Origin of the sequence: Tritonibacter horizontis, from assembly GCF_001518015.1 — a bacterium.
Classification (GTDB): domain Bacteria; phylum Pseudomonadota; class Alphaproteobacteria; order Rhodobacterales; family Rhodobacteraceae; genus Epibacterium; species Epibacterium horizontis.
Genome location: NZ_LPUY01000052.1, coordinates 1 through 15,031, shown reverse-complemented (window position 1 = coordinate 15,031; position 15,031 = coordinate 1). Strand labels below are relative to the sequence as shown.

Annotated in this window: 12 protein-coding genes and 1 tRNA gene; all 13 read left to right on the top strand. The window is 61.4% G+C overall.

All coding sequences use genetic code 11. From position 1 onward, the window contains the following. Positions 1 to 22: 22 nt before the first annotated feature. Positions 23 to 1,915 carry an AMP-dependent synthetase/ligase gene (locus tag TRIHO_RS08305; RefSeq protein WP_068241951.1) on the top strand — a complete coding sequence of 631 codons (1,893 nt, stop codon included), beginning with the start codon at positions 23 to 25 and terminating at the stop codon, positions 1,913 to 1,915. A gap of 48 nt (positions 1,916 to 1,963) precedes the next feature. After that, complete coding sequence (locus TRIHO_RS08300) at positions 1,964 to 3,124, top strand: ABC transporter substrate-binding protein (protein ID WP_068241948.1); 1,161 nt, start codon at positions 1,964 to 1,966, stop codon at positions 3,122 to 3,124. Positions 3,125 to 3,573: 449 nt separating this feature from the next. Next, entirely contained in the window at positions 3,574 to 5,238 is a 1,665-nt protein-coding gene (locus TRIHO_RS08295) for a tetratricopeptide repeat protein (RefSeq protein WP_068241946.1), read from the top strand. A gap of 210 nt (positions 5,239 to 5,448) precedes the next feature. Next, positions 5,449 to 5,523, top strand: a tRNA-Gln gene (locus TRIHO_RS08290). A gap of 437 nt (positions 5,524 to 5,960) precedes the next feature. Next, the gene (locus tag TRIHO_RS08285; RefSeq protein WP_232367741.1) at positions 5,961 to 6,839 is read left to right on the top strand and encodes a glycosyltransferase family 2 protein; all 879 of its coding nucleotides are present in this window, start codon (positions 5,961 to 5,963) and stop codon (positions 6,837 to 6,839) included. Beyond that, on the top strand, positions 6,836 to 7,633 hold the full coding sequence (locus TRIHO_RS08280) for an NAD-dependent epimerase/dehydratase family protein (RefSeq protein WP_068241942.1): 798 nt from the start codon (positions 6,836 to 6,838) through the stop codon (positions 7,631 to 7,633). Before TRIHO_RS08285 ends, TRIHO_RS08280 begins: the two co-directional genes overlap by 4 nt. Beyond that, positions 7,626 to 8,399: a glycosyltransferase family 2 protein gene (locus TRIHO_RS08275; protein WP_068241940.1), complete on the top strand. Its 774-nt coding sequence runs from the start codon at positions 7,626 to 7,628 to the stop codon at positions 8,397 to 8,399. The genes TRIHO_RS08280 and TRIHO_RS08275 overlap by 8 nt, the downstream gene beginning before the upstream one ends. Next, the gene (locus tag TRIHO_RS08270) at positions 8,399 to 9,589 is read left to right on the top strand and encodes a DegT/DnrJ/EryC1/StrS family aminotransferase (protein WP_068241939.1); all 1,191 of its coding nucleotides are present in this window, start codon (positions 8,399 to 8,401) and stop codon (positions 9,587 to 9,589) included. The genes TRIHO_RS08275 and TRIHO_RS08270 overlap by 1 nt, the downstream gene beginning before the upstream one ends. 57 nt (positions 9,590 to 9,646) lie before the next feature. Next, the gene (gmd, locus tag TRIHO_RS08265) at positions 9,647 to 10,765 is read left to right on the top strand and encodes a GDP-mannose 4,6-dehydratase (protein WP_068241938.1); all 1,119 of its coding nucleotides are present in this window, start codon (positions 9,647 to 9,649) and stop codon (positions 10,763 to 10,765) included. Positions 10,766 to 10,768: 3 nt separating this feature from the next. Then, the gene (gene fcl / locus TRIHO_RS08260; protein ID WP_082705072.1) at positions 10,769 to 11,743 is read left to right on the top strand and encodes a GDP-L-fucose synthase; all 975 of its coding nucleotides are present in this window, start codon (positions 10,769 to 10,771) and stop codon (positions 11,741 to 11,743) included. Between the two features lie 614 nt (positions 11,744 to 12,357). After that, complete coding sequence (locus TRIHO_RS08255; RefSeq protein WP_068241937.1) at positions 12,358 to 13,128, top strand: 5-oxoprolinase subunit B family protein; 771 nt, start codon at positions 12,358 to 12,360, stop codon at positions 13,126 to 13,128. Next, positions 13,125 to 14,153, top strand: a complete 1,029-nt coding sequence (locus TRIHO_RS08250) for a 5-oxoprolinase subunit C family protein (protein ID WP_068241936.1) — start codon at positions 13,125 to 13,127, stop codon at positions 14,151 to 14,153. Before TRIHO_RS08255 ends, TRIHO_RS08250 begins: the two co-directional genes overlap by 4 nt. Before the next feature lie 16 nt (positions 14,154 to 14,169). Further along, positions 14,170 to 14,943 (top strand): LamB/YcsF family protein, encoded by a 774-nt coding sequence (locus TRIHO_RS08245; protein WP_068241934.1) that lies wholly within the window; start codon positions 14,170 to 14,172, stop codon positions 14,941 to 14,943. Positions 14,944 to 15,031: the final 88 nt, after the last annotated feature.

Sequence of the window (15,031 nt, the reverse complement as noted above, 5' to 3'; positions counted from 1 at the left end):
CCGAGAGGAAAGGACAGGCGTGATGAACATGGAGGCCAAACCCGCATTGACCCCGCCCCAGGTGGACCTGCATGGCGTGTCCTTCAATGCAGCGCCCGGCACGCGGCCCATCCTCATTGATGGATGCGACACGCTTCCGCGCCTGTTTCAGCTGCGTTGCTCGGAATTGGGGTCCCGCACGGCGCATCGGGAAAAAACGCTCGGGATCTGGACCGCTTATAGCTGGGCGGACTACTGGCAAGGCGCGCGCGACATGGCGCTGGGGCTGCGGGCGCTGGGGCTGCAACGGGGCGATGTGGTCTCCATTCTGTCCGAGGACCGGCGCGAATGGCTCTATGCCGATATGGGCATACAATGTGTCGGGGGCATCGTGTCGGGCATCTACACCACCGATTCCGCCCGTCAGCTGGCCTATTTGCTCAACGACAGCGACAGCCGGTTTCTGATTGTCGAGAACGACGAACAGCTCGACAAGGTGCTGGAGATCCAGGATCAGGTGCCGGGACTTGTGCGGGTCATTGTTCTGGACCGTGACGGGCTGCGGGATCTGGATCATCCGCTCTGTCTGTTCTGGGACGACCTGTTGGCGCTGGGCCAGTCGACCCCGCAGCCAGACCAGCAATTCGAGGCCGCCATCATCGAAGCCCGCCCCGAAGACACGGCATTGCTGATCTATACCTCGGGCACCACCGGCAACCCGAAGGGCGCAATGCTGGCGCATGAAAACATTCTGGCCGCCTGCGAGGCCGGCGCGCGGGTGCTGGCCTTCTATCACAGTGACGAGCAACTGTGTTTTCTGCCGCTCTGTCATATTCTGGAACGCAATATCTCGGTCTATTTTCCGCTGGCCGCCGCCAGTACCGTCAACTTCGCCGAAAGCCCGGAAACGGTCTTTGACAATATGCGCGAGGTTTCGCCGCATCATTTCTTTGCGGTGCCGCGGGTCTGGGAAAAAATCTATTCACGGGTGCTGGTACTGGCGCAGGAGGCCACGTGGCTGGGGCGTCTGGCGTTTGCGGCCGCGCTGCGGGTCGGTCTGGCCCGGGCGGATCTGGCGATCGCTGGGCGGCCGGTGCCGCCGCTTCTGGCGCTGCGCTACCGGATCTGGGAGGCGCTGGTGCTGCGCAACCTGCGCCGGATGCTGGGCATGGACCGGATGCGGCGCGGCGGCACCGGTGCCGCGCCGATTTCGCCCGATCTGCTGCGTTGGTACTGGGCCATCGGGGTGCCGCTGGTCGAGGGCTACGGGATGACCGAAAACGCAGGTCTTGCGACCCTGAACACCCCCGATGACAACGCTCCTGGCACCGTCGGCCCGCCGGTGCCGGGAGTCGAGGTTCGCATTGGCGGCGACGGGGAAATCCAGACCAGAGGCCTGAACACATTCAAAGGCTATTGGCGCAATTCCGAGAAAACCGCCGCCAGTTTCACCACGGACGGCTGGTTGCGGACGGGGGATGTCGGCGCAGTGGACGCCGAGGGTCGGCTGACAATCACCGGCCGGATAAAAGATATCATTATTACCCAAGGCGGTAAGAATATAACCCCCGCCGAAATTGAAAGCCGATTGAAATTCAGCCATTTCATTTCCGATGCGGTCATTGTCGGCGACGGCCGAAAGTATCTCAGCTGTCTGATCATGATCGATCAGGAGAATGTCGAGAAATTCGCGCAAGATCACAAGATCCCGTTCAGCGACTTCACCTCGCTCTGTGCCGCACAGCCGGTGGTGGAGCTGATCGCGGCCGAAGTGGCGCAGGTCAACCGGGATTTCGCGCGAGTCGAACAGATCAAGGATTTCCGCCTGATCAACGTTCTTTTGACGGCGGAGGACGAGGAATTGACGGCCACCATGAAGCTGAAGCGCGGTTTGGTGGAGGCAAAGTACAAGCAGTTGATCGACGACATGTACTGACGCTTTGCGCGTAGAGGCGCGGGGCGCACACCGGAGGAGGAAAGCAACATGAAAAGACGTCTAACAGGGCTCTCTGTCGCGCTGGCGCTCGGTCTGGGCGCCGTCACCGCCACGGCCGACAGCCAGGGGGTGAGTGACACCGAGGTGGTCATCGGCTCCGTGAACGACCTCAGCGGCGTCTTTGCCGCGGTTGGGGTGCCTGCGGTCAACGGGGCCACCTTGCGGTTCGAGGAGGCAAACGCCAACGGCGGCGTCCATGGCCGCCAGATCCGGTTTGTGGTGGAAGACAATGGCTATCAGATCCCGCGCGCGATGCAGGGCTACAACAAGCTTTTGAACCGCGACAAGGTCTTTGCGATGCTGTTGTCGCTGGGCACGCCGATGAACATCGCCGGGTTCAAGTTGCTCGACCCCAAGGGCATTCCCAACGTCAGCCCGCTGACGGCGGCGCGCCAGATGTTGCAGGAGCCGATGGACAACAAGTTCATCGGCTTTTCCAGCTACTTTGACCAGACCGTCGCGGGGATCTCTTATCTGGCGCAGGCCTTCGGCGCAGAGGACATCTGCGCGATGTATATTCCGTCCGATTTCGGCAAGGAAATCGAAGAGGGCGCCAAACACGCGGCGCAGGTACTGGGGATGACCTTTGCCGCCGAAACGACGCACAAACCGGATGAGCTGGATTTTGTCGGCTCGCTCCCCAAACTCAAAGACGCAGGCTGTGACGTCGTGGTCATGGCATTGGGCGTGCGGCAGGGCATCACCGTCGTCGGCACCGCAAAAAAGCTGGGTTGGACGGATGTGAAATTCCTCAATACCTCTGCCGGTTTTCTCGAGGCGGTGGCGGCTGTGCCGGGCGGTGTGACCGACGGGCTTTATGCGGCATCCGGCTGGGCCGATCTGTTGGCCCGCGCGCAGGAAGAAGAACCCGCCCGTTTCATCGCCGCCTATGAGGCGCGGTTTGACCAGCCTGCCGGTGGGTTTGCCATGTTGGGCTATACGGCTGCGGATACAATGTTGCGCGCGCTGGAGGTGGCGGGGGCCGAGCTCAGCCAGGAGGCGTTCATCGCTGCGATGGAGACGCTGGAATACTACGATGCCCTGTCGGATGCGCAGGTCACCTATGGCCCATCGGATCACCGGGGCGTGGATGACATCGTGATTTCGGTGGTCGAAAACGGCAAATGGCGCGAAGTCGCACGGGAATAGTCACCGATGATCACGCACTTGTGATCCGGGGAGGGGGCCGAAATCGGGCCCCTTTCATTTTTTACGATAGATGAAAGTGAAACCCTAGTTAACCGACCGTTAACCTGCCCCGACTCGCCGGATCACGTGCACATTTTTAGGTGAACCTCCGATAAATGCGGATTCTCATATAAATCAACACCTTCGCCCGTCTCGCTCTCGCTATGCGGGTAAAATAATAATTTCCATACTGACTTTTTCGTTTACCACCATAACTATCTTGTTAATTATATTTCTGAAATAATTACCATTTGTTAACACATTGAGAAGGCTAGAGCTTATCCCGAAGATGTTTTTTTGTTGGTGGTTGGAAATTTTGGTGCTTTAATTGTAGATGTGAAGTCGCTGCTACGCAATTTGTGAGTGTTTTGCTTTAGTGGCACGCGTAACTTTTATGTCGAGAGTGTCCAATGGTTACAGTTTTAAAAGTCCGTCAGTACGGCGCGTTTGGTGTATTTCGGCCAGACGGAGAAGCTATTCAACTTGGCGCGAAACATCAGGCGCTGATGGCGCTGATGATCACTGCCGAAGACGGGATCCGAACGCGCGCGTTCCTGGAACACACCCTATGGAGTTTTGCACAGCCCGAGCAGGCAAAGGCCAGCTTGCGAACGGCCTTGTCGACACTGCGAAAACACATCGGTGCCTCTGCATCCAGCGCCCTGGTCGCCAATCGTGAGCGGGTCACACTCGACCTGAGCATGATTGAAGTGGACACCGACACCACGCGCGGGGATTTCATGGAAGGCTTTGAATTGCCTCATGAACAGGTCTTTGCGGATTGGCTGGTGGAGATGCGGGCCCAGACCGCAATCGCGGCACCGAAGCCGCAGGATCCGCCGTGGGCGCCGCGCGACCGAAGCCGGGTCATCCTGGACGAATTGCTGCCCTCGATTGCGGTTCTGCCCTTTGCGCAGCGCTCGCCGGGGAGTTCGACCGCGCCTTTGGGGTCCATCCTGTCGGAGGAACTTTCGCGCCAGCTGTCGCGCAGCCAGGCCTTCTCGGTGACCTCTTACATGGCATCGCGCCAGTTCAGTCTGGACGAGGTCCGTCCGGCCGAAGTGTCCTCAGTGGCGGGGGTCAGCTATCTTGTCTCCGGCTCAGTGTTCATCAACGGACATGATTTCATCGCGCAGATTGATTTGCATGATGCGCACCGTGAAAAAGTGATCTGGACGCGGGAGTTCAAAGGCGCGCTGTCGGATCTGCTGATGGGCCAGAGTACGTCGCTGCGCGATGCCACCAGCCAGATCGGCCAGACTGTGGTCGGGGAGGCGGTTCGACTTGTCAGCTTCCGACCCCTGTCCAACCTGGCAAATCACACCTTGCTGATGGCCGCGATTGTGATGATGCAGAGCAAGCACAAAGACCAGTTCGAAAAGGCGATCGAGATCCTCGACACGCTGCTGGAACGCGAAATGCATCACCCGGTGGTGCTGACCTGGGCAGGTATCTGGCACGTCATGCGGGTACAGAAAGGCATGTCCACGGATCGCCACAAAAGCACGCTTATGGCGGAAAACCTGGCGAGCGCCGCACTGGCTCAGGATCCCGCGTTCTCCTTGGCGCATACGCTCAAGGGGATGATTTCCAGCTACCTGACGTTCGAGTTCGACAATGCGCAGTTCTCTTACGACAAGGCGTTGCAGGACAATCCAAACGAGGCACTGGCGCTGTTGCTGAAGGGGGCAACCCGGGCGATGCAGAACCATCCGGACGAAGGGATCCGCCTGACGGAAGCAGCGCGCAAACTGACGCCGCTCGGGCCGCAGCGCTACTATTTCGACTCGCTGGCCGCATCGGTGAGCCTGGCCGCGCGGGATTATGACCGGGCCATCGAACTGGCCGATCAATCCTTGCAGGAAAATGATTCCTATCCGGCAACGTTGCGCACCAAGGCCATTGCGCTGCAAATGTCAGGCCGCTCGGACGAGGCGCGGGATGTGGTCGAGTCGCTGATGCGCGTAACGCCCGATTTCTCGCTCTCGCGCTATATGCAGGAACACGCCGCCGCCTTCACCCCGTCAGGGCAGGATTGGGTCAGCGCGCTGCGCGAAGCCGGGGTGCCGGAATAGCAGGCTCCCGGGTGTCTCGGGATCCTTTATCCGCAACGAACAGGGGGCTTTCGGGCGCCCTGTTCGCGCCGTTCCACATCGGGTGAACCAGCTGATAATAGGCTGGTTTCATTGCCTAAATTCGCCCATCGCGCGGGGCGCGCACTTTTTTCGGAAAAACCCCTTGCAGCCTCCTTCAACACTCATTAGAAGGCCTCTCACACAGAGCGCTGGGATGTAGCCAAGTGGTAAGGCAACTGTTTTTGGTACAGTGTACCGTAGGTTCGAATCCTACCATCCCAGCCAATTTTCTCCACATGTGATCTTCGCCACGAGTTGCACCCTATTCGGTGAAATCTGGTATCGTGTTCGGGCAAGAATTCGGGCAAGACTGGCAGCTTGCGTATGTCCGGGCGTCTTGTCTTTCAGAATACTTCCGCCCTGACAGAGCTTTGAGCCCGCGTGGCCTCGGCCCTGCGCCTCAACCGCGCCGCAACGACGAAGCCGTCATCGCCGCCCTAGGCCGGCACAGTGGACAGGATTGCAGTGGTCCGTCACTGTCCGTCTCAATCGGGCGATCTCGCCGAGATTGCCGGTACGTTCACTTAACTTAAAATTAGATCTTTCGGCCTATCTGTTGTCCCGGAGCGCGCAAAATGCCGCTTTTGAGCATCCGGAGAACCAGAGCCGTGGAATTTCAATCGCACACGATCGCGCAAGATGCGTCCCGTAGAAAACCTTTGGTGACCGTGTTTTGTGCGGTCTGGCATCAACAGCCGAACAAACTGGACCTGCTCCGCTCGCATTGGGAGAATCTCAAGGCGCAGTCCATTCCCGTAGAGCCTTGCTATATTTTCGACAATGGCGATGTCGCACCGGATTGGCTTGATGCGCCCTGGCACAGTTTTTCCGAACCGCTCACCATCTACGAGGCCTGGGGGGCAGGGGTTGCGCTCAGCCAGACCAAATACACCATGAACCTCAATATGGACGACCGGCTTGCGACCAACGCGGCCCGTTTGCTGGTCTCCACCGCCGAGGCGACCGGCAGTGCTCTGGTCGGCGGGGACTGGCAGGTGAGTTTCGACGGCTCTCACCTGGAGGCACAGTTTGATGTGCAGGATTTGTGGGGGACGAGTTTCGCCTCCGATTGGCCGCCGATGGCGCAGCCCAACCTGCGCCTGGGCAGTGGCACTGGTGAGCGGGGGACCTTCGGTCCGGCGACGATGTGGAACCTGGACATTCTGGGGAAATGGTATCCCACCTATTTCAACAACCAGACGCCAGTCAAATCCATCGGCGATCAGATCTTTTGGAAAGTCGTCTTGCAGAACAAGCAAAAGATGACGCGGCTGCCAATGGTTATCGGGCGGTATTATTCCGACACCAAGAACCAGGCAGAGTTCCGCCCTCATCAAGACAACAAACTTCTCAACGATTGCGGCGTGAGCCAGATTTCGTTCACGCAGATGGTCTTGTCCGGGGATTTCTCGCGACGCCCTGGCGCGCAGCCGGTGCCGAAGCCTGCAAACAAGATTGAAGCCGCCAGTCAGGATCTCGCGACACAGTATCGCACCATGGGGCTGGGGGCGCTTCCAGCAGGAGCTCAAGGACACATATGACCCTCCGTGTTCTGATAACCGGCAGCGGTGGGATTGTCGGGCGTCATGTGGTGCGGGCGTTCCAGGACACCGTGCCCGATGCCGAAATCCTGCGCAACACGGCCGATCTGACCGATCTGGCCGCAACCACCCGGTTCGTTGAGGACGCAGGCTGGATTGATCTGGTGCTGCATCTGGCCGCTTTGGTGCCGGTTGCGGAAGTTCAGGCCAACCCCGCGCGCGCCTATTGTGTCAATGTGGGCGGCACCGTAAATCTGCTATCCGCCTTGGCGGATACGGCGGCGCGGGTGTTGCTGGTCTCCTCCAGCCATGTCTATGCCAGCAAGGCGGAGCCGATTGTCGAAAGTGACCCGACAGTTCCGGTCTCGCTTTATGGTCAGACGAAACTGATGGCGGAACAGGCGGCGACGCAGATCTGCGAGGCAACGGGCCGGTCGCTCTGCCTGGCGCGGCTGTTCTCGATCCACGATCCACGCCAGACCGGCAGCTATCTGCGCCCCACGCTTGAGCGCCGCTTTGCCGAGATGCGCCCCGACACCCCGTTCGAGCTGTTCGGGGCAGGCAGCCTGCGTGATTTCCTACCCGCACAGGACGCTGCGCGTCTTCTTGTCAAACTGGCGCTGACCGGGGCTGAAGGCGCCGTCAATGTGGCCTCTGGCACTGCAATCACCGTGGCCGACTTTGCCCGATCCCTGGCCCCGGTCCCGCTGGATATCCGGCCCAAGGGCCAGGACGATATCCTCAAAGCCGATGTGACGCGCCTGCGCGCGATCCTTGGAGAAAACAATGCCTGATACCGTCTCGATCGTCATCCCCACCTTCAACCGCGCGGATATGCTGCCAAAAGCGATCGACAGTGCGCTGGCCCAAACCCACCCTTGCGAGGTTCTGGTCGTCGATCACGGCTCGACTGACACCACCGCAGAGGTCGCCGCAGCCTATGGGGACAAGATCATCTATATCCGGCGGGAACGGGATTTCGGTCCGCATTTCTGCTGGCTCGAAGGGGTGCTGCATGCCAGCGGCGATCTGGTCCATCTGCAATATGATGATGACTGGATCCACGCGACCTTTATCGCCAAATGCATCGCCGTCATGGGCGACGACGTTGGGTTTTCCTTCAGCGGCGCAGAGGTGATTGACGACAAATCCGGGCGTCAGATGATGACCCAGTTCCTGGAATGGCTGCCCGAGACCGGGACCTACGAAAACCAGCTGGCAGAGGAACATATCGTCGGCTCGCTGATCTCGCCCGGCGCGGCGCTGTTTCGGCGTCAGGTGCTGATCGATGCGCTTTATCAGGGCCGCTTGCCGCTGCAACAGAACGAATACCACGGGGTCGGTCCGGACATCTTTGTGTCGCTGCTGTCGATGTTGCGCTACCCGAAGGTGGGTTTTGTCAAAGAACCCTTGGCCAGTTTCCGTGCGCATGACGGGTCGATCACCATCGACGCGCTGAAAGACCGAACCAAGAAAGAGAACATCGCCGCGGCCTATAACGAGGTCCGCCGGTTCTATGTCGAATTGAAAGCCATGCAAACCGTGCGAGGACCCAATTGATGATGACTGCTGTCAAACCGGTTACCCTGGCAGAAGACACGATCTCCCAGGGGGAACTGGAACAGACCGCCGCCTGGATGCTGGCCGGCAACCGGCTGACCAAGGCCGAGCTGACCACCACATTCGAGGAGGAATTCGCGGCCTGGATGGGCTGCAAACATGCGGTGTTCGTGAATTCGGGCTCCTCTGCGAACCTGCTGATGATCTATGCCGCGCAAGAAGCGGGCCGCCTGCGCAACACCAAGGTAATCGCCCCCGCTGTCAGCTGGGTGACGACCGTTTCGCCGCTGATCCAGCTTGGCTTTGAGGTGCGGCTGTGTGATTGCGATCCGATCAATCTCGGTCTTGATCTGGACCATCTGGAACAGCTTTGCCGGGATGAGGCACCGTCAATGCTGATCCTGGTGCACGTGCTGGGGCACGCCAATCACATGCGGGAAATCCGCGCCATATGTGAGCGCTATGACGTGCTGCTGCTCGAAGACAGTTGCGAGGCGCTGGGCTCCACCTTTGAGGATCGCAAACTGGGCTGCCATGGCGCGGCGGGCAGTTTTTCGTTCTACTATGGCCATCACATCTCCACCATCGAGGGCGGCATGGTGGTGACGGATGACAGCGAATTGCATCAGGTGATGTTGTCGCTGCGGTCCCATGGCTGGAGTCGTGACCTTGATCCCGCGCGCCGTGACAGCCTGCAGCAGGAACATGGCATCGACGATTTCCGCAATTTCTACACCTTCTACCACGCTGGTTTCAATCTGCGCTCGACCGACCTGCAGGCCTTTATCGGGCGTTTGCAGATCACCAAGCTCGACGAGATCTGCGCGGTGCGGCAGCGCAATTTTGACAGCTATGCCGCACAGCTGCCGGAGTTCTTCTGCCAGAAGAGCGACGCGGGCCTGTTGTCCTCCTTTGCCTATGGCACGCTGGTTGAGAACCGGATGGAGGTCTACGCCCATCTCAAGGCGCAGCAGATCGAATGCCGCCCGCTGATCTGTGGCAATATCGCCCGGCATCCCTTCTGGACCCGTCGCTATGGCGAGCAGGTTCTGCCCAACGCGGATCTGATCCACGAATTCGGCATCTACCTGCCGAACCACCACAATCTGCGCACCGCGGACGTCGAACGGGTCACGTCTGCCTTCAACTCTGTCGCCCGGCCAAAGGGCATGCGAGACCGCGCCGCCTGATCGGCAATCGCTCGCAAAAAGACCCAATCGGGCGCAACAGGAAACGGAAAACAGGCCATGAAAAAAGCACTGATCACAGGCGTCACCGGACAGGATGGATCCTATCTCGCGGAGCTTCTGCTGGAAAAAGGCTACGAGGTGCACGGCATCAAACGCCGCTCCTCCAGCTTCAACACGCAGCGGGTGGATCATATCTACCAGGATCCCCAGACCGAAAAAGCGCGCTTCAAACTGCATTACGGCGATCTGTCGGACAGCTCGAACCTGACCCGGATCATCTCTGAGGTGGAACCGGACGAGGTCTATAACCTCGGCGCGCAAAGCCACGTGGCGGTGTCGTTTGAATCCCCGGAATACACGGCCGATGTCGATGGTCTCGGCACCCTGCGGATGCTCGAAGCGATCCGTTTTCTGGGGCTGGAAAAGAAGACGCGCTTTTATCAGGCCTCCACGTCAGAGCTCTATGGCATGGTGCAGGAAACCCCGCAGCGCGAGACCACACCGTTTTATCCGCGCAGCCCCTATGCGGTGGCAAAGCTCTATTCCTATTGGATCACGGTGAACTACCGTGAAAGCTATGACATGTTCGCCTGCAACGGCATCCTTTTTAACCACGAAAGCCCCCGTCGCGGCGAAACCTTCGTGACGCGCAAGATCACCCGCGGGCTGGCCAATATTGCCCAGGGGCTGGAAGAGTGCCTTTACATGGGCAACATCGACGCGCTGCGGGATTGGGGCCACGCCAAGGATTATGTGCGGATGCAATGGATGATGTTGCAGCAGGACAACCCGGAGGATTTTGTGATCGCAACCGGTGAGCAGCATTCGGTGCGTCAGTTCATCGTCTGGGCCGCTGCCGAACTGGGCATCACGCTGGAATTCCGGGGTGAAGGCCTTGAAGAGGTCGCGGTTGTTGCCGGCATCTACGGTGACAAGGCGCCCGCCTTGCAGACCGGGGATGTGATCATGCAGATCGACCCGCGCTATTTCCGCCCCGCTGAGGTCGAGACCCTGTTGGGCGATCCGTCCAAGGCCAAGCAGAAACTTGGCTGGGTGCCGGAAATCTCTGTGCAGGAGATGTGCGCGGAGATGGTCATGGCTGATCTGGATGCCGCCCGTCGGCATGCGGTGCTGCGCGATCATGGCTTTGATATGCCGGTGGCGCTGGAGGCCTGACCCGTGAAGATCTACGTGGCCGGTCATCGGGGCATGGTGGGCGGTGCGATCCTGCGCCGTCTCGCGGCCCGCCAGTCGGCCGGGCAAGCGGTGGAGCTGTTGACTGCGACCTCCTTGGAACTGGACTTGACCGATCAGAGTGCGGTGCGGGCGTTTTTTGCCCGCGAACGCCCGGATCAGGTGATCCTCGCCGCCGCACGGGTGGGGGGCATTCACGCCAACAACAGCTTTCCGGCGCAGTTCATCTATGAAAACCTGATGATCGAGTGCAACGTGATCCACGCCGCCTATGAGGCGGGGGTGGAGAAACTGTTGCAGCTGGGGTCGTCGTGCATCTACCCGCGCGAGGCGGCGCAGCCGATGCGCGAACAGGCCCTGCTCAGCGGTCCTCTGGAAGCCACCAACGAACCCTATGCCATCGCAAAGATCGCCGGGATCAAGCTCTGCGAGAGCTATAACCGGCAATATGGCACCGATTATCGCTCCGTCATGCCAACGAACCTTTATGGACCGGGGGACAATTTTCACCCCGAGAATTCGCATGTGCTGCCGGCGCTGATCCGCAGGTTTCACGATGCGCGGCTGACCGATGCAGAAAACGTCACCATCTGGGGCACCGGCGCGCCGCGCCGCGAGTTTCTGCATGTGGACGACATGGCCGAGGCGTCGCTTTTTGTGCACGATCTGGCCCCTCAGCTGTACCAGCGGGAAACCGATCCGATGCTGTCGCATATCAATGTCGGCTCCGGTCAGGATGTCACCATTCTGGAGCTCGCCCGGACCATTGCCCGGGTGGTTGGCTATGAGGGCCGGATCAGCTGCGATCCCGCGCGCCCGGATGGCACCCTGCAGAAACTGATGGATGTATCGCGGCTGGAACGGCTCGGCTGGCGGGCTTCGATCGGGCTGGAGGCGGGGATCCGGCAGACCTATGACTGGTTCCTGACGCAGGATCTGGCCGCTCTTCGCCAGAAATGAGGGCTTTCGCAACGCGGCACTGAGGGCTTTCCAGCGGGCACCTCTGACCCGGTGGGGTGGTCGTTGGGCGCTGCCAGGTCCATTTGCCTGCGCGTCTGATTGACCCTTTTCCTGAATGTCGAGCGCGAAACACCGGGGTCGAACTGCGGGCCGCAGCCGGGCTTTGCACGGGCGGGCGGCGGGCAACCTCCTGTCAATCTTTGCGTGGTCTTCTGTGGCCCTGCGCCGCGTCCTGCAGTCCCCGCCAAAGGAGATGCCCCCGTGAAAGAAACACCCCCGGACCAGGGATTGATCCCGCCCCGCATCAGGCGTGTGCTGTGCCTGGACCCGCCGCGGGGAAGTGCGGCTGACCCGCTGGTGTTGCGCTGGGCCGTGTCGCAAGCGCAGGGGGCGAAACCGCTGCGTCCACAGAGTGCGTGGGTGCGGCATCCGAAGGATGTGGTGCCGCGTCGGGGCGGGGCACCAGAACACCGCCGTCCATAGGGCAGCCCCCGGTCAGGTCTGGCCGCATGATCCAACCGGTTGGCGTTGTGACGTCGGGCGCGGATCCCTGCCGCATGTTTCGCTGACAATTGGCACTGGTCTTTTGCCGCGCACGCTGGCAGTCATGGGCCATGACAGACAAGAGGCTTGTTTCACCGCCAGAACCGGAGCCGCAGGGCTGGCCACGCGTGGTCAACGCGGGGTTCGATGGTCTGGTTGTGCGCTTTGCGGACCGACTGAGCGAGCCGGCAAATCGCGCGGCGCTGGCCTTTCGCGCCGCACTTGAACAGCAGAGCTGGAGCGCGGTGGAGGAAACCTCGACCTCGCTTGTTTCCACCTACCTGCGGTTTGATCCGTTGGGGACCGATCATGGGGCCATGGCGACGCGGGTCGCGGACCTGCTGGCGTCGCGCGACTGGTACGAGGCCGCCCTGCCGGAGGGGCGCAGGCTCTGGCGGGTCCCGACCGTGTTTGGCACCGATCTCGGGCCGCAACTGGCCGAGGCTGCGGCGGTCGCCGGCCTCACGGTGGACGACGCCATTGCGCAAATTTCCCAAACCCGGCTCCGGGTGCAGACCATCGGGTTTGCACCGGGGCAGCCCTATCTCGGCGAATTGCCCGAAGCTTTTGACATCCCGCGCCAGACCGCGTTGACGCCCGAAGTGCCCGAGGGCGCTGTCGTGGTGGCGATCCGCCAGATCGTGTTGTTTTCGGTGACCACGCCGACCGGATGGCGCCACATTGGCCAGACCCGGTTTCGCCTGTTTCGCCCGGATGACGCGAACCCCTTTGTGTTGCGTCCGGGGGATGAGGTCCTGTTCGAACCGATCTCGGCCGAGCGGTATGGGGCCCTGGCCGGGGACGGCGCGGCGGGCGGCGCCACCGCCGAGGCACTGACATGAGCCGGGCGCTGACCGTCACCCGCGCAGGGCCTGGTCTGACCGTGCAGGATCTTGGCCGCCCCGGCTATCTTGCGTTTGGCCTGTCGCGGGGCGGCGCAGCCGACCGGTTGGCGCTGTTTGAAGGGGCGGCGCTGTTGGGACAGGACCCTGCCTTGGCCGCGGTGGAAATGGCCGGTCTGGGCGGCAGCTTTGTCGCGACCGAGGATATGCGCATCGCGCTGACCGGCGCCCCCATGCGGGCCACATTCAGCACCGGCCAGGCGCTGCGCTGGAACGCCAGCCATCTGTTGCCCGCTGGCGAGACGCTGACCATTGGGGCGGTGCAGGCCGGGAGCTACGGTTACCTGCACGTGGCCGGGGGGATTGAGACCCCGCAACGTTTGGGATCGCGCAGCGTACATGTTGCCGCCGGACTCGGGGCGCGTCTTCAATCCAACGACAGGCTGCCGCTGGGGTGCGATCCCGGCGGTCCGGTCAACCTGTCGCTGTCGCCGGAGCCGCGCCTTGCGGGTGGATGCCTCCGGTTCGTGCCAAGCCTGCAGACGCATTTGTTTGCCCGCGCCGAGCTGGCGCGGTTTCAGAAGGTCGATTTTATACGCGACATCCGTGCCAATCGCATGGGGGTGCGTCTGTTGCCGCAGGGCGAGGGGTTTGCGCTCGACGGTGGTCTCAGCGTGCTGTCAGAAGTGATTGCGCCGGGGGACATCCAGATCACCGGCGACGGCACCCCTTATGTTTTGATGAGCGAATGTCAGACCACCGGCGGCTACCCCCGGATCGGATCGGTCCTGCCCTGCGATATGGCGCTGGTGGCGCAGGCTCAGGCCGGGGCGCGGTTTTCCTTTGTGCAGGTGACCTTGCAAGAGGCGGTGGAGATCGAACGCCGGGCCCGAAGTGAGCGCGCCCGGTTGACCGCACGGCTTGCCCCTTTGGTGCGCGACCCGGCGGTGCTGCGTGATCTGTTGTCTTACCAGTTGGTCAGCGGTGTGACCGCGGGGCGGGAGCTTGAAGACGATGATACCTAAAACAGGAGCAGATGCCATGGCAGCCACCGTCGATTTGAATGCGGATATGGGAGAGAGCTTCGGCCCTTGGGTGATGGGGCAGGATGCGGATGTTCTGGAGGTCGTCACCTCGGCCAATGTCGCCTGCGGCGTGCATGCGGGCGATTGGGACGTGATGGCCGCCACCATGGCGGCGGCGGCGGCGCGCGGGGTTGGCATCGGGGCGCATCCGGGGTTTCCGGACCTTCAGGGGTTCGGGCGGCGCAGGATGCATCTGCCGGACCAAAGCCTGGCGCATCTGGTGCAATACCAGCTGGGCGCGGCCCAGGCGATGGCACGGGCGGCGGGGACGCAGGTGCGACATCTGAAGCTGCACGGGGCGCTTGCCAATATGGCGGCTGCGGATCAGCATATGGCAACGGTCTGCTATAAGGCGGCGCTGAAGGTGGCGCCCGATCTCGTTATCATGGTGATGGCAGGCACCCGCCAGCAAGACGCGGCTCAGGCGCTCGGATGCAACCTTGCCTGCGAGATTTTTGCGGATCGGGCCTATAACGCGGATGCTTCGCTTGTGGATCGGTCGCGGCCGGGTGCGGTGATCCACGACCCGGATCTGGCCGGTCGCCGGGTCGTCCAAATGGTCGAGGCAGGTGCGATACTGGCCGAGGATGGCAGCCGCATACCGACGCGGATCGACACGATTTGCCTGCATGGCGACACGCCGGAGGCGCTGGAAATTGCGCGCAGCGTCCGCTCCGGCCTGGAGGCTGCAGGCATCACCTTGCAACAGTTCCCGGGCGCGCCGCTCTGAGGTGACCACTTCGGCGCAAGGGGAGGCTCCCGCCCGTCTGCCATGGCCTTTCGGCCCCGCCATCCCGTTGGGCCTCGCGCCTCAGGCG